At 60.6% G+C, this 22,797-nt stretch carries 18 protein-coding genes and 1 tRNA gene; 12 read left to right on the forward strand and 7 right to left on the reverse strand.

The genetic code is table 11. The features are described 5' to 3' along the window. The first annotated feature begins 73 nt into the window (after nucleotides 1–73). Both QP965_RS02715 and QP965_RS02720 read left to right on the forward strand, forming a co-directional pair. Nucleotides 74–985, forward strand: coding sequence for a cation diffusion facilitator family transporter (locus tag QP965_RS02715; RefSeq protein ID WP_284844074.1), 912 nt, complete (start codon nucleotides 74–76; stop codon nucleotides 983–985). A gap of 514 nt (nucleotides 986–1,499) precedes the next feature. Beyond that, entirely contained in the window at nucleotides 1,500–2,429 is a 930-nt protein-coding gene (locus QP965_RS02720; protein WP_284844073.1) for a PRC and DUF2382 domain-containing protein, read from the forward strand. 68 nt (nucleotides 2,430–2,497) lie between these two features. On the opposite strand, the gene QP965_RS02725 is transcribed toward QP965_RS02720, so the two are convergent. After that, nucleotides 2,498–3,859, reverse strand: a complete 1,362-nt coding sequence (locus QP965_RS02725; RefSeq protein ID WP_284766368.1) for a dicarboxylate/amino acid:cation symporter — start codon at nucleotides 3,857–3,859, stop codon at nucleotides 2,498–2,500. 281 nt (nucleotides 3,860–4,140) lie between these two features. Between QP965_RS02725 and QP965_RS02730 the strand changes: the two genes are divergently transcribed. The 5 genes from QP965_RS02730 to nrfD all read left to right on the forward strand — a co-directional run bounded on the left by QP965_RS02730 (nucleotide 4,141) and on the right by nrfD (nucleotide 11,388). Further along, nucleotides 4,141–5,211, forward strand: coding sequence for a thermonuclease family protein (locus QP965_RS02730; protein WP_284813779.1), 1,071 nt, complete (start codon nucleotides 4,141–4,143; stop codon nucleotides 5,209–5,211). 104 nt (nucleotides 5,212–5,315) lie between these two features. Continuing rightward, the gene (locus tag QP965_RS02735) at nucleotides 5,316–5,903 is read left to right on the forward strand and encodes a pyroglutamyl-peptidase I (protein WP_284810626.1); all 588 of its coding nucleotides are present in this window, start codon (nucleotides 5,316–5,318) and stop codon (nucleotides 5,901–5,903) included. Between the two features lie 47 nt (nucleotides 5,904–5,950). Beyond that, complete coding sequence (gene fdnG / locus QP965_RS02740) at nucleotides 5,951–9,217, forward strand: formate dehydrogenase-N subunit alpha (protein ID WP_284844072.1); 3,267 nt, start codon at nucleotides 5,951–5,953, stop codon at nucleotides 9,215–9,217. Next, nucleotides 9,218–10,276 carry a 4Fe-4S dicluster domain-containing protein gene (locus QP965_RS02745; protein ID WP_284767589.1) on the forward strand — a complete coding sequence of 353 codons (1,059 nt, stop codon included), beginning with the start codon at nucleotides 9,218–9,220 and terminating at the stop codon, nucleotides 10,274–10,276. Further along, nucleotides 10,273–11,388 (forward strand): NrfD/PsrC family molybdoenzyme membrane anchor subunit, encoded by a 1,116-nt coding sequence (gene nrfD, locus QP965_RS02750; RefSeq protein WP_284844071.1) that lies wholly within the window; start codon nucleotides 10,273–10,275, stop codon nucleotides 11,386–11,388. The genes QP965_RS02745 and nrfD overlap by 4 nt, the downstream gene beginning before the upstream one ends. Here nrfD and QP965_RS02755 read toward each other — a convergent pair. Beyond that, nucleotides 11,385–11,975: a hypothetical protein gene (locus QP965_RS02755; RefSeq protein ID WP_284844070.1), complete on the reverse strand. Its 591-nt coding sequence runs from the start codon at nucleotides 11,973–11,975 to the stop codon at nucleotides 11,385–11,387. The genes nrfD and QP965_RS02755 overlap by 4 nt on opposite strands. 1 nt (nucleotide 11,976) lies before the next feature. Beyond that, a complete protein-coding gene (gene selD / locus QP965_RS02760) occupies nucleotides 11,977–12,960 on the reverse strand; it encodes a selenide, water dikinase SelD (protein WP_284844069.1) in 984 nt (327 codons plus the stop codon). A 171-nt stretch (nucleotides 12,961–13,131) separates the two neighbouring features. Here selD and QP965_RS02765 point away from each other — a divergent pair. From QP965_RS02765 to selB, 3 genes are all read left to right on the forward strand, one after another. After that, a tRNA-Sec gene (locus QP965_RS02765) sits at nucleotides 13,132–13,226 on the forward strand. A gap of 25 nt (nucleotides 13,227–13,251) precedes the next feature. Next, entirely contained in the window at nucleotides 13,252–14,568 is a 1,317-nt protein-coding gene (selA, locus tag QP965_RS02770; protein ID WP_284844068.1) for an L-seryl-tRNA(Sec) selenium transferase, read from the forward strand. Continuing rightward, nucleotides 14,569–16,341, forward strand: a complete 1,773-nt coding sequence (gene selB, locus QP965_RS02775; RefSeq protein ID WP_225747169.1) for a selenocysteine-specific translation elongation factor — start codon at nucleotides 14,569–14,571, stop codon at nucleotides 16,339–16,341. Nucleotides 16,342–16,368: 27 nt separating this feature from the next. Here selB and QP965_RS02780 read toward each other — a convergent pair whose 3' ends face one another. Beyond that, the gene (locus QP965_RS02780; RefSeq protein WP_284844067.1) at nucleotides 16,369–17,454 is read right to left on the reverse strand and encodes a hypothetical protein; all 1,086 of its coding nucleotides are present in this window, start codon (nucleotides 17,452–17,454) and stop codon (nucleotides 16,369–16,371) included. A gap of 194 nt (nucleotides 17,455–17,648) precedes the next feature. On the opposite strand from QP965_RS02780, the gene QP965_RS02785 reads away from it, so the two are divergent. Beyond that, nucleotides 17,649–19,586: a BCCT family transporter gene (locus QP965_RS02785; protein ID WP_284852683.1), complete on the forward strand. Its 1,938-nt coding sequence runs from the start codon at nucleotides 17,649–17,651 to the stop codon at nucleotides 19,584–19,586. Between the two features lie 34 nt (nucleotides 19,587–19,620). After that, the gene (zupT, locus tag QP965_RS02790; protein ID WP_049377962.1) at nucleotides 19,621–20,418 is read left to right on the forward strand and encodes a zinc transporter ZupT; all 798 of its coding nucleotides are present in this window, start codon (nucleotides 19,621–19,623) and stop codon (nucleotides 20,416–20,418) included. A 28-nt stretch (nucleotides 20,419–20,446) separates the two neighbouring features. Here the strand turns inward: zupT and QP965_RS02795 are convergent, their stop codons facing one another. Genes QP965_RS02795 through QP965_RS02805 form a run of 3 tightly spaced genes read right to left on the reverse strand, consistent with a single transcriptional unit; the run spans nucleotide 20,447 to nucleotide 22,663 of the window. Then, nucleotides 20,447–21,394, reverse strand: a complete 948-nt coding sequence (locus tag QP965_RS02795) for a DUF808 domain-containing protein (protein WP_284844065.1) — start codon at nucleotides 21,392–21,394, stop codon at nucleotides 20,447–20,449. A gap of 3 nt (nucleotides 21,395–21,397) precedes the next feature. Then, on the reverse strand, nucleotides 21,398–21,934 hold the full coding sequence (locus tag QP965_RS02800) for a ribonuclease FAU-1 family protein (protein WP_284821916.1): 537 nt from the start codon (nucleotides 21,932–21,934) through the stop codon (nucleotides 21,398–21,400). Then, nucleotides 21,935–22,663, reverse strand: coding sequence for an Rv1157c family protein (locus QP965_RS02805; RefSeq protein ID WP_284836417.1), 729 nt, complete (start codon nucleotides 22,661–22,663; stop codon nucleotides 21,935–21,937). Nucleotides 22,664–22,797: the final 134 nt, after the last annotated feature.

Genomic DNA, 22,797 nt, shown 5'->3' on the forward strand with positions numbered 1-22,797 from the left:
AGCCAGCGCCCGCAGTGCCCGCGGCCGTGAACGAGACCTTCGGTCCGCAACCGAACCGAAGGGAGAAGTGACTATGTCCTCCATAGGCTCAGAGCAGCGCATTCTTGAGCGCTTCATGCAGCTATCCATCGCCGCCGCTGTGGCTACCATCATCCTCAAGGCCTTGGCCGCTTGGTTTACCGGCTCGGTGGGCTTCCTCTCTGATGCCTTCGAATCCCTCGTGAATCTCGTCGCGGCCGTCGCCGGCTTTTATGCCCTCCGGATTGCCTCTAAGCCGGCCGACGATAACCACCAGTTTGGCCACGGCAAAGCCGAGTATGTCTCCGCCTTGGTAGAGGGCGCAATGATTTTTATTGCGGCCGGCATGATCGTGTACACGGCGATCCAACGCTTCTTTGTTCCGCAGCCGATTGAAGAGCCGGGCTGGGGCTTGGCGTTGTCAACCCTTTCGTCCGTGCTCAACGGCGCGGTGGGCATCGCGCTCATACATGCAGGTAAGCGCTACCGTTCCGCCACCTTGGAGGCGGATGGGCACCATTTGCTTACCGACGTCTGGACTTCCCTCGGCGTCCTTGTCGGCATCGCCGCGGTATTCCTTACTGGTTGGTGGTGGCTGGATCCTGTAGTAGCGCTTGCAGTGGGCATCAATATCTTGTGGACGGGCTATAGCCTCCTGCGCGATTCGATGAGTAGCCTGCTTTCTGAGGCGCTTCCCGACGACGAGCGCCAGCACATTCGGCAACTCCTAGCTCGGCTGGAGAGGGAACACTCAGTAACCTTCACGGATCGCCGCACCGTTGCGTCTGGCCGCCAGCGGCTGGTGTACCTGACCATGGAGGTGCCAGGGGAGTGGAGCGTCATGCACTCCCACGAGGTTGCAGACGCAGTGGAGATTGCCCTCGACGAGCTTTACCCAGGCTGCAGTGCGTTCATTCACGTGGAACCGGCTGGCTTGGAAAATCGACGCCCGTACCTATTCCGCTAAGACTTAGTCTTCTTAGTTTTCTGCCGACCACTGTGGTGTATGCGTACTAGACCAATATGTGTGTAGGCCCGTTCGGGTGTACGGGCCTGTATACCGCCTGTGGATACTCGGAGAAAAAGTACCCCCTCTTTAGAGAATCCTGTGGGGTAGCTGTCACCGCATTTTGGGGGTGTGGTGAACAGTGGACGATTTGGAGATCGTGAAGGGGTGCATGTAAAGCGCTGTGGGCGAGAGAATCGACACTCGGTTTTCGTGGTTCGGGTGCTTATGGTGCAGGGTTTCCAATGTTATAGAACCGTTACCAACTGTTCTGAGCTGCATTAAGACGGATTTCGGTGAACAAAATTCAGAAAAATTTTCTCTGCCGGTCGAAAAATTTTGAATTCTCCGTATGGTGGTTGTCACAGCAATCAATTGGAGATTTTCACCCCCACACTCCACGTGTTGGGGTTAGAAAATGTCCTTTTGTTTGCTTGAAGATAGCTATACCAATAGCAGAAAGGATTTACTGACAATGGGTAAGAACATTAAGGACCTCTTTAACGCAACCGCATACGACAATAACGGCGAGAAGCTGGGCGATGTTAACGAGGTATTCGTTGATGACCAGTCCGGCCAGCCTACTTTCGTTGAGGTTAACCACGGCCTGTTCGGCATGAACTCCAGCCTGGTTCCGCTGCGTGGGCACGACTTCTCCGGCGATGACCTGAAGCTGGGCTTCTCCAAGGATCGCATCAAGGATGCTCCGGAGTTCGACTCCGATAAGCCGCTGACCCCTGAGGCACAGTCCGATATCTTCAAGCACTACGGTCTGGAAAGCGCACACGACGTAACCGACTACAAGGATTCCAACCTTGACTCCAAGCGCGACGTTCAGGCTGGCGCTGACAAGGATCACAACCTGACCGCAGGTGCTGGCGCTGCTGGTGCTGGCGCAGGTGTTGCAGGTGCAGGCGTTGCCGGTGCACACGCTGACGAGAAGAAGACAGCCACCCACACCACCGACGCCGCTGCTACCGAGCGAAAGGCTGGCGTAGCTGACAACGCTGCGGCTGCACGCACCAACAACGATGGCGAGCTCATCCGTTCCGAGGAGCAGCTCAACGTCAACAAGGAGCGCGTGGCTACCGGTGAGGCTCGCCTGCGCAAGTACGTTGTGACCGACACCGAGACCGTCGAGGTTCCGGTTGAGCGCGAAGAGGTTCGCGTCGAGCGCACTCCGATCAACGCTGAGGATGCAAAGAACTACAACGGCGCTATCTCCGGTGACTCCGAGGAAGCTTCCGTCACCCTGCACGAGGAGCGCGTAGACGTGAACAAGGAGACCGTTCCGGTTGAGAAGATCAACCTGAAGAAGGACACCGTTCGCGACACCGAGACTCACACTGAGGAGCTGCGCAAGGAGCAGATCGACACCGATGGTGTTGACGGCCTCAAGAAGTAAAAGCGCATAGCTAAACGCCCGCAAGGATTACCTTGCGGGCGTTTCTTTTTGCCTTTTAGGAGACTGGTTTAAGCCTTGACTCCGATGGTCTCGGCCGAGTCAGAATCCATAATGTGCTTGACGCCGTTCTCGGCAGCATCCCAGGTTGCTTTGTCCTGGATGCCGGCGCGCTTAGCCACGATGGTGGCGCACAGCACCTGTCCGGTGACGTTGAGTGCGGTACGGCCCATGTCAATGATTGGCTCGATGGCAAGCAGGAGACCAACACCGGCCAGTGGCAGGCCGAGCGTAGAAAGCGTCAGGGTGAGCATCACCGTTGCGCCGGTGGTGCCTGCGGTAGCGGCGGAACCGATAACGGACACAAAGATGATGAGCAGGTACTGGGTGAAGTCAAGGTCAATGCCGTAGAACTGGGAGACGAAGATGGCGGCGATGGCTGGGTATACGGAAGCGCAGCCATCCATCTTGGTGGTTGCTCCTAGCGGAATGGCAAAGGAAGCGTACTCGGACGGAACGCCCATAGCCTTTTCGCTGAAACGCTCGGTAGCTGGCATGACGCCCATCGAAGAACGGGTAACAAAGCCCAGCGAGGTCACCGGCCACACGCGCTTGAAGAAGCCGATGACCGGGATCTTATTGAACTTCAGCACAGCCGGGTAGACCACGGAAAATACCAGGCCCATGCCTACGTACATGGCTAGGACGAACTTGCCCAGCGAGCCCAGTGCATCCCAGCCGTAGGTGGCTACGGCCTTACCGATGAGGGCCGCGGTGCCAATCGGGGCAAGGCGGATAATCCACCAGAGGATGACCTGAATGACCTTCAGGAAGGACTCGGTAAAACGCAGGAAAGGCTCAGCAGACTTGCCGGTCTTGACAGCGGCGATACCAATGGCCAGCGAGATGACAAGGAGCTGGAGGGCGCCAAAGCTGAGGGATACTTCGCCGTCGGAAAGCGAGGCAGAAAGGCCTACGAAGTTCTGGGGCAGAAGCTGCTCAAAGAACGCGGTCCATGAACCGACGTGGGAAGGATCCTGCGCGGTGGCAGCATCGATGCTTGTGCCGATGCCCGGCTTCATCACGACGGCGACGATGATGCCCGTCAAGACGGAGAAGAATGCGGTAATGGCAAACCATACAAGCGTGGAAACTGCCAGGGAAGCGGCGTTGGCTACCTTGCGCAGATTAGCGACGGAGGTAACAACTGCAGCGAAGATGAGTGGCGGGATCATCACCTTGAGCAGCTGGACGTAGGCGTTGCCGACTCCCGTGAGCAGGGTAGTCAACCAGCCCGGGTTGTCTGGGTCGGTATCCATGCCGGAAGCAATGAAGCCCAGGATAAGGCCGATGATGAGGCCCGCGATGACCTGAGCACCGAATCCCGTGGCCCAGCCGGGAAGCTTGGAGCGCGAAGATTCTTGTTGAGACATAAAGATTCCTTTGAAAATAAAAATGGACAGATCGGACTATTTTTCAGATACTGTCCTGTTCAACTTCAACATCGCTCAGCTTATTCCTTCTACGTCTGTAGGTACAAAGTGCGAGTTATCTGCCGTGGCCGAAACCTCACCTTTCGCGCTCACGGAAAGGTGTTTTTGCGCTGGTTTTAGGGCGCTGGTGAGCGCGAAGGGAGGGGAGCTTGAGCTGTCACATGTCTCCCATTGCTAACTTTAAGTAGCTATTCTCTCTATCTTTCTCAGGAGGAACATTTATGGGCTGGGTTAAACCCCTCGTTGGCATTTTTGCAGTTGGCGCAGTAGCTTCCGTAGCTTTAGGCGGTGGTGATGAAGATACTGTGGTGGTCAATCGAGTGATCGATGGTGACACCATTGACGTCGACCTCGACGGCGAAAATACCCGCGTCCGTCTACTTAATATTGATACGCCTGAAATCGGCCATAACGGCGAACCGAGTGAGTGCCTCGCGGAGGAAGCCAAGCGGTACTTGGAAGGACGGTTGCCAAAGGGGACGGAGGTTCGGTTGGAATATGACTCCGAGCGGACCGACAAGTACGGCCGCACTCTTGCCGGTGTCTTTATTGACGATGACTTCATTAACGCGGATGTCGCGGCCGAAGGGCTAGCCACGGCGGTTGTATTTGGCGGAAACGACAAGTTTTACGACGAAGTGCACAATGCCGAACGCGGCCCTAAAGACGCTGGCGAAGGGATCTTTGGGGTCTCGGACGAGTGCAAGGTTTCCAGCGATGAGGACATGGCCGAGGCGCTTAGCAGCGCAGAAGCTGCGGCGGCAGCATTTGTAGCTTCCGGGGAAGCTGATAGTGCAGGCTACGAGGATGTACTGGACAAGTCAGCAGCAGCGAAGGCCGGATTAGCGGCTCTGACTCACCGCAAAGATGCTCGAAGCACCTTCCAGAAGGCGGCATATCCGGATGCTCCCAAGGAGATTGCCTCGAAGAAGGAACGCGAGCTTGAAGGGAAGGAGAAGCAAGCCCGCGAAGAGCTCGAGAAATTGGAGGAGGAAGAGAAGCGCGAGAAGGAGCGCCAGGAAGAAGAACGCCGTCGTGCAGAGCAGCGGCAGGAAGAGATTCGCCAGCAGGAGCACGACGCGCCTGAAGTAGAGGTAGCGGAGCAGCCAACGCTTGACGAGGTGGCTGGCTATCAAGCCCCCGAGCAGCAGCCCGCACCTCAGCCGGTGCCGGTGGTCGATAACTACACCGGGTGCCGAGCTTATGGCGGAAACTATGCCATGACGTCAGTAGATAAGAATGGACGTTCATACGCGAAGATCGACTGCACTACCAAGCAACAGATCGGTTAGGAACCCCGTCGTTCGCGCTCACAGGCAGGTTCCCGAGTGCTTGGATCACCCTTCCCGGTGAGCGTGAGGGAAGGGAGGGGCCGGGGATCTGGAATACTGGCAGCATGAAAATCCTCGTAACCGCATTTGACGCCTTCGGCGGAGAGAGCATAAACCCCACAGAACGAGCTCTTCAGCAACTACCGGATCACATTGGAGACGCGGAGCTCGTCAAGCTGGTGATCCCGACGAAATTCGGAGAATCGCTGCGTCGGGCGATTGAGGTCGCGGAGGATTCGGAGGTCGAAGCCATTGTATGTTTGGGCCAGGCCGGCGGGCGGGCACATATCACCCCGGAGCGGGTCGCGATCAACGTGATGGATGCCGATATTCCTGATAATGCGGGTTATCAGCCGGTGGATGTACCGGTTGTGGAAGGCGGCCCGACGGCCTATTTCTCTACGCTGCCGGTAAAGGAAATGGTCGCGGCGGTGGGGGATAGTCCGGCGCGATTGTCGAATACGGCCGGGACTTTCGTATGTAACCAGCTGCTCTATGGCCTCCTGCATCACTTCGAGGGGACGAGGGTGAGCGCGGGATTTGTCCATGTGCCGTATATAACAGAGCAGGAGAAAACGGATAAGCCCATGATGGAGCTAGCGGACATCGTCGAGGGGGTTAAGCGGGCACTCTGGGCGGTGCAAGCTAGTTAGGGTAGCCTTTGTAGCTTTTTGGCTCAGCTAAATATAGATTTAGGGATATGTCTCGCTTTAGCCCTCTCAACTGGCCGGTTGTGCGCCAGCTGCGCAGTGGCGATCCCTTCGGAAGGGACGTCAATACGCAGTCTCAAAAGAGCAAAGATAAGCATGGGCGCACCGTGGAAGCAGACCGCGTGGTGCAGTCGGTGTGCCCGTACTGTGCGGTCGGTTGTTCGCAGCGCGTGTATGTCAAAGATGACCGCGTCATCCAGGTGGAGGGCGATCCGGATTCGCCCATTTCTCGTGGGCGCCTGTGCCCGAAGGGATCTGCGTCGGAGCAGTTGATTAACTCCGCTACGCGCCTTACCAAGATTAAGTATCGTGCGCCGCACTCGACGGAGTGGCAGGATCTTGATGAAGATACCGCGATGGAGATGATTGCGGATCGTTTCTTGGAAGCCCGCCGGAACGGTTGGCAGGATGTGGACGATGAAGGTCGTGCGCTCAACCGCACGATGGGTATCGCCGGTTTGGGCGGTGCGACCTTGGATAATGAGGAAAATTACCTCATTAAGAAGCTGTTTACCGCCGCTGGTGCGATTCAGCTCGAGAACCAGGCACGCATATGACACTCCGCCACTGTTCCTAGTCTAGGAACTTCGTTTGGCCGCGGCGGCGCAACCCAACCGCTGCAGGATATGGCGAATGCGGACTGCATCGTCATTGAGGGTTCTAATATGGCCGAGTGCCACCCAGTGGGATTCCAGTGGGTGGTGGAAGCCAAGAAGCGTGGTGCACGCATCATTCACGTGGATCCGCGTTATACGCGCACGTCTGCCTTTGCGAATCGCCACATTGGCATTCGCGGCGGCACGGACGTGGTGCTTTTGGGTGCGGTTATTAATTACCTGCTGGAAAATGAGCTGTATTTCCATGATTATGTGGTGGCGTATACCAATGCACCGATGATCATCTCGGAGGACTATCAGGACACCGAGGACTTGGATGGTTTGTTCTCCGGCTATGATCCGGAAACTGGAAAGTACGTCACGGATTCGTGGCAGTACGTGCAAAAGCCGGAGGGTGCGTCGTGGAATGTAGAACGCGATGAATCGCTGGAGCATCCGAATTCCGTCTTCCAGATTCTCAAGCGGCATTACGCGCGCTATACGCCTGAGGTAGTGGAGGAGACCTGCGGTATTGCGCAGGAGGATTTCTTCTATCTAGCCGAGTCGATAGCGCAGAACTCTACGCCGGAGCGCACTACCTGCTTTGCTTATGCGTTGGGCTTTACCCAGCACACCTTGGGTGCGCAGTTCATCCGTACCGCAGCTATTTTGCAGCTGCTGACCGGTAATGTGGGCCGTCCTGGATCGGGCATTATGGCGCTGCGCGGTCACGCCTCGATTCAGGGATCTACCGATATCCCGACGTTGTTCCACTCGTTGCCGGGGTATTTGCCCATGCCGAGCGTCGATAAGCAAAGCTGGCCAGAGTTTGTCGATGGAATCCGTAATGAGTCGCAAAAGGGCTTTTGGCAGATTGGTGAGAACTATGCAGTCTCGCTGATGAAGTCCTATTGGGGCGATGCGGCAACCAAGGACAATGGTTGGGGCTATGACCTCATGCCGCGCATCTCTGGCGCGCATTCGACCTATGAAACGCTTATGGCAATGCTGGATGAGCAGGTGGAAGGCTATTTTGTCTTCGGCCAGAATCCGGCCGTGGCGCAGTCCAACGGCGGAATGCAGCGCCGCGGTTTGGCCGCGCTGAAGTGGCTGGTCGTACGCGATTTCCAGGAGATTGAGACCGCCTCCTTCTGGAAGGATTCGCCGGAGATTAAAAACGGCGAGCTCAAGACCGAAGATATCGGCACCGAGGTTTTCTTGATGCCAGCGGCAACCCACGTGGAAAAGGCGGGCACCTTTACTCAGACGCAGCGCATGCTGCAGTGGCGCTTCCAAGCAGCGCCGCCGCCGGGCGAGGCCAAGAGTGACCTGTGGTTCTTCTACCAACTAGGCAAGAAGATCAAGGAGCGCCTGCACGATTCCACTGATCCGCGAGATATTCCTCTGCAGAAGGTCACGTGGGACTATGTGGAAACCGAGGAAGGCGAGCCGAATTCTGAGGATATCCTCAAGGAGATCAACGGCTACTACCTAGAGGGGCCGAAGAAGGGCGAGCTTTTGCCTGCCTTCGTGGAGATGAAAAACGATGGCAGTACCTCGGGTGGCTGCTGGATCTATACCGGCGTGTTTAAGGACGGCATTAATCAGTCCGCGCGCAAGGTTCCGGGTTCGGAGCAAAACGAGGTAGCTCCGGAGTGGGGTTGGGTATGGCCGGCCAACCGCCGCCTGCTCTACAACCGTGCTTCGGCGAAGCCGGACGGCACTCCGTGGTCGGAGCGCAAGAAGTATGTGTGGTGGGACGCTGACCAGGGTAAATGGGTTGGCGATGACGTGCCGGACTTCCCGGCTACCAAGGCCCCGGACTACAAGGCTCCGGTCGACGCCGTGGGCCCGGACGCCCTCGACGGCACCGATGCCTTCATCATGCAGGCGGATGGCCGCGGTTGGCTGTTTGCGCCGTCGGGGCTTTCCGACGGCCCATTGCCCACCCACTATGAGCCGCACGAGTCTCCGGTGCACAATGTGCTGTACAAGCAACAGCAATCGCCGACGCGCCTGACCATTAAACGCCCAGACAACTTGTCGCGCCCAGAGCCAGGCGAGCCGGGCTCGGAGGTGTTCCCGTTCGTCTTTTCCACCTATCGCCTCACCGAGATGTATACCTCGGGTGCGATGTCGCGCCGTCTGCCGTACCTGGCGGAGTTGCAGCCGGGCCTTTTCTGCGAGGTTGATAAGGCCTTGGCAGAAAAGCGCGGCTTGGAAAACGGTAAGTGGGCCACCATCGTCTCGCCGCGCGGCGTGATTGAGGCACAGGTCTTGGTCACTGATCGCATGCAGATGATGAAGATCAATGGTGAGGAGTTCCACCAGATCGGCTTGCCGTATCACTATGGCGAGTCCGATTCCACGGCAGTTGCAGGCGATGGCGCCAATGATCTGCTGGGCCTTACGTTGGAGCCGAACGTTTTCATCCAGAATTCCAAGATCGGCGCCTGCGATATCCAGCCGGGGCGTCGCCCGCGCGGCGAGGCCCGTGTGGAGATGCTCAAGGAGTATCAGAAGCGCGCGCACCTGAACCTGGATTCCGGTAATGATCTGCTCACCGTGGATGATTCCTTCACCTATAACCCAGAGCCGCAGCAGCCCGCGGACGCGGATGAGCACGGCGAGAAGGGCGAGGAAAGCGAAGAAGGTAAGTAAATGACAAATCTGCTGACCGAAAACGCGAGCCGGCATGGCTACGACAAGTACCGCCGCATGGCCTTTTTCACCGACACTTCCGTGTGTATCGGGTGTAAGGCCTGCGAGGTGGCGTGCAAGGAGTGGAACCGCAACCCGGTAGAAGGCTATGACGTCACGGGTGATTCCTATGACAACACCGGCGCACTGGGTGCAAATACCTGGCGGCACGTGGCCTTTGTGGAGCAAAACAATGACCGCATCGAGCAGGCCCGCGAGGAGGGAAAGAATCTCATTTCCTTGGGCATGCCTTCGGTAGGGGCGCAGGACCCAGAGGTTGATACCACCCCGCCGGATACGGATACGTTCCGGTGGCTCATGTCCTCGGATGTGTGTAAGCACTGCACGCATGCGGGTTGCTTGGACGTGTGTCCTACGGGCGCGCTGTTCCGCACCGAGTTTGGCACTGTGGTGGTCCAGGATGATGTGTGCAATGGCTGCGGCACTTGCGTGGCCGGCTGCCCGTTTGGCGTCATCGAGCGCCGCGATGACGGCGGTGTGGCGCTGAAGTATGACAAGACGGCCACGGTGGACTACGTGGATAATTCCCATGCCGGCGTGAACGTGTTGAAAAAGCTTAAGCAGCTTGCCCCACAAGGGCCGGACCATACACCAGGCGAGTCAATGCCGATTAAGAACTTGGGCGTCGCCCAAAAGTGCACCATGTGCTACGACCGCCTGAAGCAGGGCGAACAGCCAGCATGTTCTAAGACCTGTCCTACTGATTCCATTCAGTTCGGCCCGTACGAGGAGATGGTGGCCGCAGCCAAGGAACGCGTGCGCGTATTGCACGAGCAAGGGCTTACCGAGGCCCGCCTTTACGGTGCCAACCAGGACGATGGCGTGGGCGGAACCGGCTCCATCTTCCTGCTTTTGGATTCACCTGAGGTCTACGGTTTGCCGCCGGATCCGCGCGTGCCGACGGCCGATTTGCCGCAGATGTATAAGACCGCAGCCAAGGCTATCGGCGGCATGGCGTTGGCCGTGGCCGGTTCCTTCCTGATTGGGGGACGCAAATGAGCAACTTTGATGAATACCGTCCACCGCAGCCGGAGCGCCGCAATCGCTACCGGAAGTTCGACGGTACAAAGCCGAAGAAGAAGCGGAAGCGGCCGGGCGCCGGCGCGCAGGACGGCTCCAAAGAGGAGCGCATGGCGCAAGACTTCGAGTTCTCGTCTTACTATGGCCGCCCAGTGGTGAAGGCACCGCCGTGGGAATGGCCCATCGGCGCCTACTTCTTTCTGGGCGGTGTGAGCGGTGGCTCGGGACTCTTGGCCGCTGGTGCACAGGCCGTGGGCAATGCGCCGCTGCGTCGCACCACGCGGATCTCTGCCTTTGGCGCGGCGGCCGTGGGATCGGTCTTTTTGATTCTGGATTTGGGTCGCCCGGAGCGCGCCCTGAACATGTTCCGTGTCTTCAAGGTGACCTCGCCAATGTCCATAGGCTCGTGGATTTTGTCGGGCTTTGCCAGCGCGGCCGCGCTGCCTGCCGCCGCGGAAGTGGATGCGGCGACTGGCCACAAGCTGCCGCTGCCGAAGTTTGTGCGTACGGCGCTGAAGCAATCGGCCGGGCCGGCGGGCGCGGTCGCCGGCGTGCTTGGCGGCCCGCTCGCGGGCTATACCGCGGTATTGCTGTCCAATACCTCGAACCCGGTGTGGAATGACATGAAAAAGCACCTGCCGTATGTCTTCGTTTCCTCGGCGGGCGCGGCGTCGTCAGGCCTGGCTATGGTGACCACTCCGGTCGAGCACGCGGGACCGGCCCGTGTGTTGGGTATGGCCGCGGCAGCCAGCGATCTGGTGGCGACCAAGGTGCTGGAGGAAGGCATGGAGCCGGAGCCGCGCGAGGCGCTGCACGAGGGCAGGCCGGGCGCGTTGATGAAGGCCTCGGAATACTTCATCGCGGCTGGCGGTGTCGGTAGTGCAGTGGCTGCGGTGACGAAGTCGCGGGCAGTCTCGGTGGTTGCTGGGCTATCGCTCTTGGCAGGCTCGGCGTGCACGCGCTTTGGCATGCTCAACGCCGGCTTGGAAGCGGTGAAGAACCCGGAGACCACCATCGGGCCGCAGAAGCGCCGGGCGGAGAAGCGCCGGCGCGAGCAGGGGCTCGACCACGATGTGGTGAGCCCGGACTAGTCCAGGTCCTGCAGGGCGGGGGCGAGCTCCGAGCCGATGTCTTCCATGCGTTGTTGCTCGGCTGCGGAGTCGCGGCCATCACGGTGGAGGTAGTAGTTCAGCGCCACATCGCCCACGGTGGTGACGCAGGTGGTCGACACTGAATCTTCGACCGGCCAGGCGGAGCAATAAAAGCGCCTGTCAGCGGCGGTGAACTCGAAGGGGGAGTACTCATTGGCGGGGCGCTGTTGGGCGGCGTTTTTGGCATCGAGGTCGTCGTGTAGCAGCTCTAAGTAGCGCTGCGCCGCCTCATCGGGGTCATCGGGGCAGACGGGTGAGCCTTCGGCCTCATACTTCGTCCCCAGCAGGCTGACCTGCTCCTTATCCTGTGCACGGTAGAGCACTGAGAAGGAATGTTCATCCTTGTCGGTGGAGTGTGGGTCGAGCTTCGACTTGCCGAGCGAATCTGGCAGGGCCTCGCGCACCGCGGCACTATCAACAGGGGAGCATCCGCTTGGCGATGCCCCCTCGGACGAGCACCCCACCAGCCCTGCTGTGGCAAGGGCGGTGGAGGCGAGGGCGAGGAAAGCGGGGAGGCGTCGGCGCATTTTAAGCCTTAATGAACGCATCGCCGGTGCGCTCGGTGGTGTGGCCGATGATGGGGTAGCCAGGAACCTCGCCGATGAGGAGGAGGCCGCCGGAAGTTTGGGCGTCGGCAAGCAGCACTAGCTCTTCCTCGCTCAAAGAGGAATCGAGGTGTGGGCGCACCCAGTCGAGATTGCGGCGAGAGCCGCCGGGGATGAAGCCCTCCGCCAGCGCCTCCTTTGCGCCTTCGATGGTGGGCACGGCGGAAAAGTCGAGCTCCGCGGCGATGCCGGAGGCTCGGCACATCTTGTACAGGTGGCCGAGCAACCCGAAGCCGGTGACGTCCGTGGCGGCACGCACGCCCGCCTCCACCGCGGCGCGGGCGGCCTCACGGTTCAAGGTGGTCATGGAATCGACCGCGGCCTGGGAGACTTCGCCGGTGGCCTTGTGCTTGTTGTTGAGGATGCCCACGCCAATGGGCTTGGTCAGGGTGATGGGCAGGCCGGGCTCGGCGGCGTCATTGCGCATGAGCTTGTCGGGGGCCACGATGCCGGTAGCTGCCATGCCGTACAGCGGTTCGGGCGCGGTGATGGAATGGCCACCGGTAACGGAGATGCCGGCCTCGGTGGCTATATCCATGCCGCCGCGCAGGACCTCGCGCAGCACATCCAGACCAAGCTTCTCATTGGGCCAGCCCACGAGGTTGATGGCGGTAACTGGGGTGCCACCCATGGCATAGACATCAGACAGCGCATTGGCCGCGGCCACCCGTCCCCAGTCATAGGGATCATTGAGCATGGGCGTAAAAAAGTCCGCGGTGGAGATGACCGCCAGACCATCTTGAATCTTTACGGCCGCGGCGTCGTCGCCATCGTCCAAGCCGACCAGCACGTTGGGGTCGGCCTTACCAATGAGGCCTTCGACGGCGGATTCCAACTGTCCAGCGGGAATCTTGCAGGCGCAGCCGCCACCGGCCGCGAAAGAGGTGAGTTTAATATCTTCGGTCATACGGCTATTTTACTAGTTCTACGGGAGCTTCTTGCTGCGTATTAACGGGGGAATAGTGCGCAGGAAAGGAATCTCCTCGGGCGCCGCAGGAGCCACCGTGGCGCACCGTGGTGAATGTAGCGTCTGGTAGGTGTCTCGGTACCGAGGAATGCCCGTGTAAGGTGAGCATACGGAGGCGTACGTGTCCTGGTGGGCGCCCCGGTCTTCAAAACCGGTGAGGCCGAGCATCTCGGTCTGGCAGGTTCGATTCCTGTCCGTCTCCGCCACCCGCGCGCAAGGAGGAATGCCACAGTGCCCACGCCCACGCCTGCTGCCAGCCCGGATCCCCGCAGGGATATTCCCCGCATGGACGAGCTGCTCCAGCTGCCGGAAGTAGAATCCGCGCGCCAGCGCCTAGCCGAGCACACCATCCGCGCGATACTCCAGGGCGCAGTCGCCCGAGCGCGCCGCGGTCAGCTGCCTGTTAGCGAGATACCCGCAGAAATTGCGCAGCGCCTGGAACAAAAGAATGCGCATTCCTTGCGGCCGGTCATTAACGCCACCGGAGTTATCATTCATACGAACTTAGGGCGTGCCCCGCTTCCCAGCGCCGCGGTAGAGGCCCTGCACGCCGCTGCCTCCTATACGGATGTGGAAATGGACCTGGACTCGGGCAAGAGATCAAAAAATCGCGGTGCCGGCGCCACGGCCGCGCTGCTCGCGGCCTGCCCCGGTGCAGAAGATGCCTTAGTGGTCAATAACGGCGCCAGCGCCTTGCTCCTGGCCACCGCCGCGCTCGCTCCCGGCAAAGAGGTCATCATCTCGCGCGGCGAGCTCATTGAGATAGGAGCTGGCTTCCGCCTGCCGGAGCTCATCGAGTCCACGGCCACGCGCCTTAAAGAAATTGGGGCGACTAACCGCACGCACCTGGCCGACTACGAGCGCGCGCTGGGCGATAACATCGGCGCTATTTTGAAGGTGCACCCTTCTAATTTCCGCATCGAGGGCTTTACCTCCGCAGTCGGGGTAGAAGAACTGCACCGCCTAGCGGTGGAGCACGATACGCGACTCATCGTGGACTTGGGCTCCGGCCTGCTCACCCATGACCCGGCGCTGCCAGAAGAACCAGATATCCAGGCCCAGCTGCGCGCCGGCGCCGATATCGTCATAGCCTCCGGCGATAAGCTGCTTGGCGGTCCGCAGGCAGGAATCTTACTCGGTACCAAGGAGGCGATTGCTGCGGTGAAGAAGCACCCGCTGGCGCGTGCGGTGCGCATAGATAAGCTGCGCCTCAACGCGTTGGAGGCGGCCATTTCGACGCCCTCGAATGCGGTGCAGGACGCCCTCCACCTCGATCCCCAGACACACCGCGAGCGCACGGAAGCCATTGCACAGGCAGTCGGGGCAGAAGTGGTGTCTCATGATGGCCGCGTGGGCGGTGGCGGGGCGCCCGAATACCCGCTGCCCGGCTTCGCGGTGAGCCTGCCCGAGCGCTATGCGGACGCGCTGCGCCGCCAGGACCCGCCCGTGGTAGGTCGCGTGCATCAGGGCCGCTGCTTGGTGGATATTCGCTGCGTTCCTGTCGACCACGACGCCGCAGTTATTGCCGCTATTAAGGCGGTGAGCTAGGTGTACGTCGTCGCTACTGCCGGCCATGTGGACCACGGCAAGTCCACCCTGGTGCGTGCACTTACGGAGATGGACCCGGACCGGTGGGAGGAAGAACAGCGCCGCGGGCTCACCATTGATTTGGGATTTGCCTGGACTACGCTGCCTTCTGGCGCGGATGTGGCTTTCGTAGATGTGCCCGGCCATGAAAAATTCTTAGGCAATATGCTCGCTGGCGTGGGCCCAGCCCCGGTGGTCCTCTTTGTGGTTGCGGCCGATGAGGGATGGCAGGCCCAGTCCACCGACCACCGCGATGCCTTGCGTGCGCTGGGAGTAGAGCACGGCATTATTGCGCTCACTCGCAGCGATCGCGCCACCGTGGACCGCACCGCAGAAATCCGAACGCAGCTGGCCGGCACCCCGCTTGCCGACGCCCCCATTATCCCCGTATCCGCTCCTACCGGCGACGGCATTGCGGCGCTGCGGCAGGCGCTCGATGAGGTCCTGGCCGCTGTGCCCGTTCCCGATGCACAGGCACCCGTGCGCCTGTGGGTGGACCGCGCCTTTAGCGTGAAAGGCGCGGGCACCGTGGTTACCGGAACGCTCGCCGCGGGCACTCTGCGCGTAGGCGATAGCCTTAAGATAGCCACGGCTGGTGGGGAAAGGGACGTGGAAGTCCGCGGCCTGCATAGTGAAAATCGCGCGCAGGATTCACTCGGCCCCGTCACTCGCGCGGCCGTCAACCTGCGTGGGGCGGATGCCACCGATATCCACCGCGGCGACGTGCTGCTTACCCCGAGTGCGTGGCGCTTGGTGGACCACCTCGATGTCCGCCGCACCTTTGGCGCGGAGCTCGACGGGCTGCCCGATAACCTCGTCGTGCACACCGGTACCGCCGGGGTAGAGGCCCACCTGCGTCCCCTGTCTGCCGATTTCGCGCGCATCAGCCTGGCGCACCCGCTGCCGCTGCGGCTCCTTGATCGCTTCGTAGTGCGCAGCCCTGGCGGCCGGCACGTCGTCGCCGGCGTAGAGGCAGTAGACCTGCGCCCGCCAGAGCTTAACCGGCGCGGAGCCGCCCGCCGCCGCGCAAAGGAGCTCAGTGCCCAGGGCTCATTCCGTGATCCTGCCTCCTACCTGCGCCGGGTCGGCTTCGCCCGGGTGGATGACCTAGCCCGCGATGGCTTTACTACCGCAGCGCCGCCGCAAGGCATTATTGCTTTCCGCGACTGGTGGATTGCCGCCTCCCAAGTTACGCGGTGGAAGCACACGCTTACCGACGCCCTGCATGCCCACACCGCCGCCCATCCCCTAGCGCCGGGAATGCCCCGCAAGGCGGCCATGGACGCCCTCGGCCTGCAAGAAGAAGGCTTGCTGGGCCTTGCCATCGCCGCTGCGAAGGCGGAAAGCAGTGAGGGAGTGCTGCGCCTTCCTGGGCAGCGGGCGGACCTCGGCGCGGCGGAGCGCGGGGTCGCTGCCATTGAGGAAAGACTCAAGGCAGAACCGTTTGCGGCACCCGAAGCAGATGACCTCACGGAGCTAGGCCTGGGGCCCAAGGAGCTTGCCGCCGCCGAGCGCGCCGGGCGCCTCCTGCGCCTCAAGCAGGGAATCGTGCTCTTGCCCTCAGCTCCTGAGGAGGCGCGCCGGCGCCTTGCCGGACTGGAACAACCCTTTACTCTCTCGGCTGCCCGCCAGGCGCTAGGTACCACGCGGCGGGTAGCCATCCCGCTGCTGGAATACCTCGACGCCCAGCGGATTACCCGCCGCGGCGACGGGGGCCAACGCACATTGCGCTAGCGTGGCCTCTGTGGCTGAGCATCGCACCTATTTGCGGTGATTGCCCCCGCGGTGGTGGGAGGTTTCGCGGGCTACGCGCCGGGCCCGCACGCGCGCGGATTCGGAGGAAAAGCGGCCCGGTTCTTCGGCTACCGGCAGCGCACGCCAGCTGAAATTCTGATCGCCCGGGATGGAGGAGACCAACTCCGCCAGCTTGGCGCTGGCCTGCGGTTGTTGTGATCGCTCATTGTGCTGCTGAGCTGGCGCATCTGGCTCAGCGGGTGCAGGCGGCTGGGCCTGTGGCCCTTTCGGGCGGCGTGAGCCGGTGGGCAGCGCCGTCACGATGGCCTCGGCGGAGAGCGTGTGCTCCCAGACCTCGGGCTGTGCGGGCGCGGCGACGGGCGCATTGGCGGGGATCGCCGGCTGAGGCGCGGGCACGCGCAGTGGCGGAACGGCGGGGGAGAAGAGCTCTGCGGGGGTAGCCTCATCGGCGGGGATATCGACGGCAAGCATGCCGTGGCTCGCGTAGGCGCGGGCGGAAAGCCCCGCTCCAGAGCCGCTGGCCGCGGCGAAAGCGGCGCGCAGGCCGGGGAACGCAGGAATGTCGCCGATGGGGCCGAGCACCATATCGTCGCAGGTGGCCACTGCGGTGCCGGCAAGGTCTTCCAGCGTGACGAAGAATTGCTGCGTGCCCATGCTCTCCAGCTGGGCGGGCGATAGGTCGCCGGCGGCGGCATCGATGAGCACGCCTTGCCCACCGGAGAGCAGTGCGGTTCCTTGCGTTTGGTCGTTGACCGGCACCATCCACGGCCACAGGCCCAGTGACACGGCAACCTCAACCTCGCCGTCTACTACTTCCACGGTGGCGATCGTCTGCGGCTGTGCGGAGGAGGCCTTTAAACGCTCCAAGGCGGGATACTCCGCCGCCTCGACCTCGTCCAGAAACCCCAAGAAGCCGAAGTCCGAGCGAACGCGCCAGCCGTTGGTGTAGGTATCGGGTTCTAGGGAGACGTCGACAAGCGCAGCGTGCTCTGCCACGCCGGGGATGCTCAACGCGGTGCCGAGCACTGGATGCTCGAGGACCGCAACATGCTCCACACCGAAGTAACTAGTCGCGAGCGGGTAAAGCGCCATAGAAAGTCACTCCCAAGGTTAAAGGCCGGTAAACAATGCGTAGCTCATTTTACGCATATGGGGGATAGGGCTGACGCCAGCTTTATATCCTGCGGGTTTTTATTAACGTATAGACAGCTCTCTTAAAAGTGAAACCCGGAAAACAGAATAGGAGTAGAACCATCTCTTCTTCACCGTCTTCCTCATCCCGCCCTGTGCGTGGGGTGAATAATTCGGAGGAAAGCAAAAAGCGCACCCGCAATGCCAAGCGCATCTTAAAGGACATTATGTACCCGCATAATATCCACCCTGCGCTGGTGCCGGGCGTCTCCATTGAGGACCAGAAGGTCAAGTATGGCGTGGATAAACCGATCCTCTTTGTGGTCGGCGGACTGGTCGTCGCCTTCGTAATCTGGGGTGTGATTGCGCCCGAGCAGGTCTTCGATGCTTCTTCGACAGCGCTCGATTGGGTGATGCGTAACTTGGGCTGGATCTTTACCGCCCTGGCGACGTTCCTGATGTTTTTGCTCATCATCTTGGCTTTTTCAAAGTATGGCAAAATCTCTCTCGGGCTAGATGGGGAGAAGCCGGAATTTTCCACGGTGAGCTGGGCCGCGATGCTCTTTGGTGCCGGCATTGGCATCGGCATTATCTTCTTCGGCCCCTTCGAGCCACTGAGCTACTACCTTTCGCCGCGCCCTGGTGCCTATGAGGCCGCGAGCGATGAAGCGGTGCTGGGGGCCATGGCGCAGGCCGCCATGCACTGGGGCTTTAATGCCTGGGCGATTTATGCCATCGTGGGTCTATGCGTGGCCTACGTGTCCTTCCGCCGCGGCCGTGTGCCGCTGATGAGCTCCATCCTGATGCCGCTCTTTGGCAATCGCTCCTCTGATTCCCTGCCCGCGCGCATCATCGATGGCTTAGCCATTATTGCCACTCTCTTCGGCACCGCCGCCACGCTGGGCATCGGTGCGCTACAGATCGGTCGCGGCGTGGAATTGGTCAGCGGCTGGTCTACCACCGGCAACACCGCGGCGCTGGTAATCATCGTAGTGCTGTCCATCGGAACGATCTTCTCGGCCGTCTCCGGCGTGGCCAAGGGCATTCGGTGGCTCTCCAATATCAACCTGGTGCTGGCCATGGCGCTGGCCTTGTTCTTCTTCGTCGTGGGGCCGACCGCCTTCTTGGCCAATATGTTGCCGGCCGTAGTGATTGAATATCTCGATGAAATGCCACAGATGCTCTCGGCCAACATGGGCGAGGGGGAAGACATGGTGGCCTTCCTGTCCTCCTGGACCACCTTCTACTGGGCTTGGTGGGTATCCTGGTCGCCATTCGTGGGCGTCTTCGTAGCCAAGATTTCCCGCGGGCGAACCATCCGCCAGTTCGTGCTCGGTGTGTTGCTTATTCCCTCGGCTATCATTGTTGCCGCTTTTACCATCCTGGGCGGCACCACCATTTGGCTGCAGCGCCGCGATGGCGATATCGCCCCAGATGGCACCATTGATTCCATGCCGGCGGCAGAAGACATCTTTTTCAAGGTCTTGGATCACTTCCCAGGAGCGGAGTGGATGGCGCCCATCGTCATCGTCATGCTGGTGGTCTTCTTCATTACCACGGCTGACTCCGCATCCATTGTGAACTCGCAGCTCACCCAGCGCGGCAACCCCAAGCCCAACCCGGCAGTAACGGTCTTTTGGGTGGTATGTATGGCTGGCATTGCCGTGGTCATTTTGCTTGCCGGTGGCCGTAATGCGCTGCAGGGCCTGCAGAATCTTATTACGGTGACGGCCCTGCCTTTCGCGGTCATCATCGTGCTCATGTGCATCGCGTTGGTGCGCGAGCTGCGCCATGATCCTGCCTCCATCCGTCATTTCTACGAGGACGAAGCTGTCTCTAATGCGATCGTGCGCGGCGTGCGCGATTATGGCGATAACTTTGCCCTGTCTATCGAGCCGACGGACGGCGACTACGCAACGGGCGCGCACTTTAACTCCACTGCAGCAGAGGTGACCGATTGGTACGCGCGCACGGACGAAGAGGGCCGCGCCGTGGGCTATGACTATGAGGCAGGCGAGTATGTGGACAACGATCCATCTATCAAGAATGGCGAGTTCATCTCTCCGGTACCGGAAGATAAGGAAGAAAATTAATACTTGACAATTATTGGCTGGTAGGGTGCCAGCTATGACTTTTAGTACCTTTGCCTTTGCCTTCGCCTTGGTGCTGCTGTCGGGTCTATCGACCTCGATTGGCGGCGCTTTGGCGGTGGGAAGGCGCCAGCCGGGGCCGGCTTTTATGGCCGCTGCACTGGGGCTTTCGGCCGGCGTGATGCTGTATGTCTCCTTTATGGAGATCCTGCCGGAAGGCATTGCGCAGCTTTCCGACGCCCTCGGCGAGGAAACCACCGGCACCTGGGCCGCCGTCGGGGCGTTCTTTGCTGGCATCGCCGTCATCGCCATCATTGACCGGCTCGTGCCGGAGGAGATTAACCCCCATGAGCCGGCCACCACGGCCGAAGAAGCCCGCCGCAAAAAGCTAATGAAAACCGGCGTATTTACCGCCTGCGCGCTGGGCCTGCACAATTTCCCCGAGGGGTTTGCCACCTTCCTATCCGGCCTGGATTCTAAGGAAGTTGCGGTGCCGGTGGCGGTGGCCATCGCCATTCACAATATCCCGGAAGGCATTGCGGTGGCTGTTCCGCTGCGCGAGGCCACTGGCTCCCGCAAGAAGGCCTTTTGGTGGGCCACCTTGTCTGGCCTGGCCGAGCCGCTCGGCGCGCTCATCGGCTTCGGCCTTCTCTTGCCGGTTATTGGGCCGGCGACGATGGGCATTAGCTTCGCCGCCATCGCCGGCATTATGGTCTTCATCTCGCTGGATGAGCTATTGCCCACCGCTGAGGAGACCGGCGAGCACCATCACGCTATCTACGGCTTGATTGCCGGCATGGCCGTGATGGCGGTTTCGCTGATGCTATTTATGTAGCCCGGCTATGCAGCCGGGCTACGGCGTTTTAAGCCTCCGCCGGCTGGGCGGAGGTGGCCGAGGTCTTGCCAAAGGAGGCCTTGACCGCCATCACGATGGTGGCAACGACTACGCCAAGCACCAGGCCGCAGACCATGGAGATACCGGTATCTGCCAGCCACGCCAGGGCACCGTTGGAAATATTTTCGGTCACGGAGGCAATGAACTCGTGTGGCTGATCCATACCGAATTCGTGCAGGCCCTTGACCACGATATGGCCGCCGACCCACAGCATAGCGGCGGTACCGATGACGCCGATGATATCGAGTACGATCGGCATGCCCTTGACCAGAGCGGTGCCGATGGTGGAGTTGCCATTGTGGCGCTTATTGAGGGCTAAGCCGATATCATCCATCTTGACCAAGAGGCCAACGGCGCCGTAGACACCCAGGGTCAGCATGATGCCGACGAAGATGAGGGCACCGAGGCGCATCCAGAATGGCTCGTTGATGACTTCATTCAAGGAAATGACCATGATCTCAGCAGACAAGATGAGGTCGGTGGTGATAGCAGACTTAACTAGGCTGTCCTCGGCATCGGCGCCCTTTTCCTGGACTGACTCGGTCTCCTTTTCCCGGTGGGGGAGAACGTGGTGCAAGATCTTCTCCGCACCTTCAAAGCACAAGAAAGTACCGCCGCACATCAGGATGGGGGTGAGCGCCCACGGCGCAATCCAGGAGAGGATCATGGCGATGGGCAAGATGATAACGAGCTTATTGATGAGCGAGCCCTTGGTAATGCGCCAGATCATCGGCAGCTCGCGCTGCGGCTTAATTCCCTCCACGTATTGTGGGGTTACGGCAGCATCGTCGACTACCACACCTGCGGCCTTCACGGAGGTCTTACCCGCAAGGGCGGCCACATCGTCAACGCTAGAGGCAGCGGAGCGGGCGATCAGGGCGACGTCGTCAAGCAGGGCAAAAAGGCCACCGGCCATAAATTATCCTTCTGGGGTTAAGGTGATGTTATCGGACCACGTTAAGTGTATCCCCTGATGCGCCAGCCAAGCCATCGCATCATCACCGCTGCGAGTAATGCCCTCGACCGCGGCAAGTGTGGTGTCGATCGCCTTCTCGGCGTCCTCGGCGGAAATCAAGCCGGCGGAGGTAGCGGCAGAGAGTTCATCAATATCGAGCACGGAAATGGGCTCGCCGCGCGTGGCAACCAGATCCACATAAAGGTCGCGGGTGGTCCACACCGCGCCATCGCGCTGGATTTCGGCCACATCAATATAAAAGTCCTGGTGGACGTCTACACCAGGGCGGAAATGGAAGATATTGGCGCGCAGGTTGAGATCGGGCAGCAGCCACGATTCCAGGTAGCCAAAGCGCGGGTGATCGGCGCCGCGAGCCATGTAGAGGCCGAAATCCGTCTCGGTGTACGTGTCAACCTCGCGCAGGAAACCCTTGGGGTCGGTATTGGTGTACTCGGCGGTATTAAAGGTCTCGCGCTTGACCGGATGGAGATCCACCGGCATCTACTTCACCTCAAGGAAGGCGGCGGTGGGGGCAAAATTGCAGCGGGATTCCTGGGTGTTCACGCCGCCAGAAAGCAGCGCGATGACGGTGCCCTTGCCAGTCTGGGCGGTGCCGGACAAGGTGGTAGGGCCGTCTTGATTGATGCCGTTGTTATTCAGTGGGGTGACGCCGCTGCGCAGGGTGTCAAGGTTGAACCACTGCACGTTCATCCCGCCTTGTTCGCGTGCGGCCGGTGGGGTGCCGAGGGCGGTGAAGAGGAAGACGGTTTCGCCAGGCTTTGCTCCCGGTGCTGGCATTTCGGTGGGGCCAGGAACAGCGATGGCCGAGCCCATGGCATCGCTGGTGCCGCCAATGCAGTGTGCGGAAACTGTGGGCCAGTAGAACTGGCGGAAGTTCGGGTTATTGCCCTCCGGCATGGCTACGCCGCCCTTGCCATCGCCGCCGCCGGCGAAGAACGCGAGGCCCGACAAGATGGCGTTGCGAACATCCTCGGGAATCCACGGTTGTGCTGCAAAAGCGCGGATGCGGTCTTGGGTTTCCTGGTTGGGACGGCCGAGCTCGTCCAGCGGGCTATGCGAGGATGCCTGCTGCACCAAGGAAGAAAGATCCGGTGCGGAAGCCTGCGCTGGGGCGACGAGGGGGGAGGCGAGGCCAATGAGCGCGGCCGTGGCAGCGGCGATATAACCGGTACGGCCGGACAGGCGCCAAGTGGTGCGGGCGTGGCTCACGTTATCAATTCCTTGGGTGCGGTCTCGGGAAGGGGTTAAACCCCAGTTGTCACATTTGTAACAATATTACCTACAGTAACGATAGTGATGGCTGGGGGAGTGTCAAGTGCATTGGCAATCTATAAGATTTTTCG

This window comes from Corynebacterium sp. MSK074, assembly GCF_030229735.1.
Taxonomy (GTDB): domain Bacteria; phylum Actinomycetota; class Actinomycetes; order Mycobacteriales; family Mycobacteriaceae; genus Corynebacterium.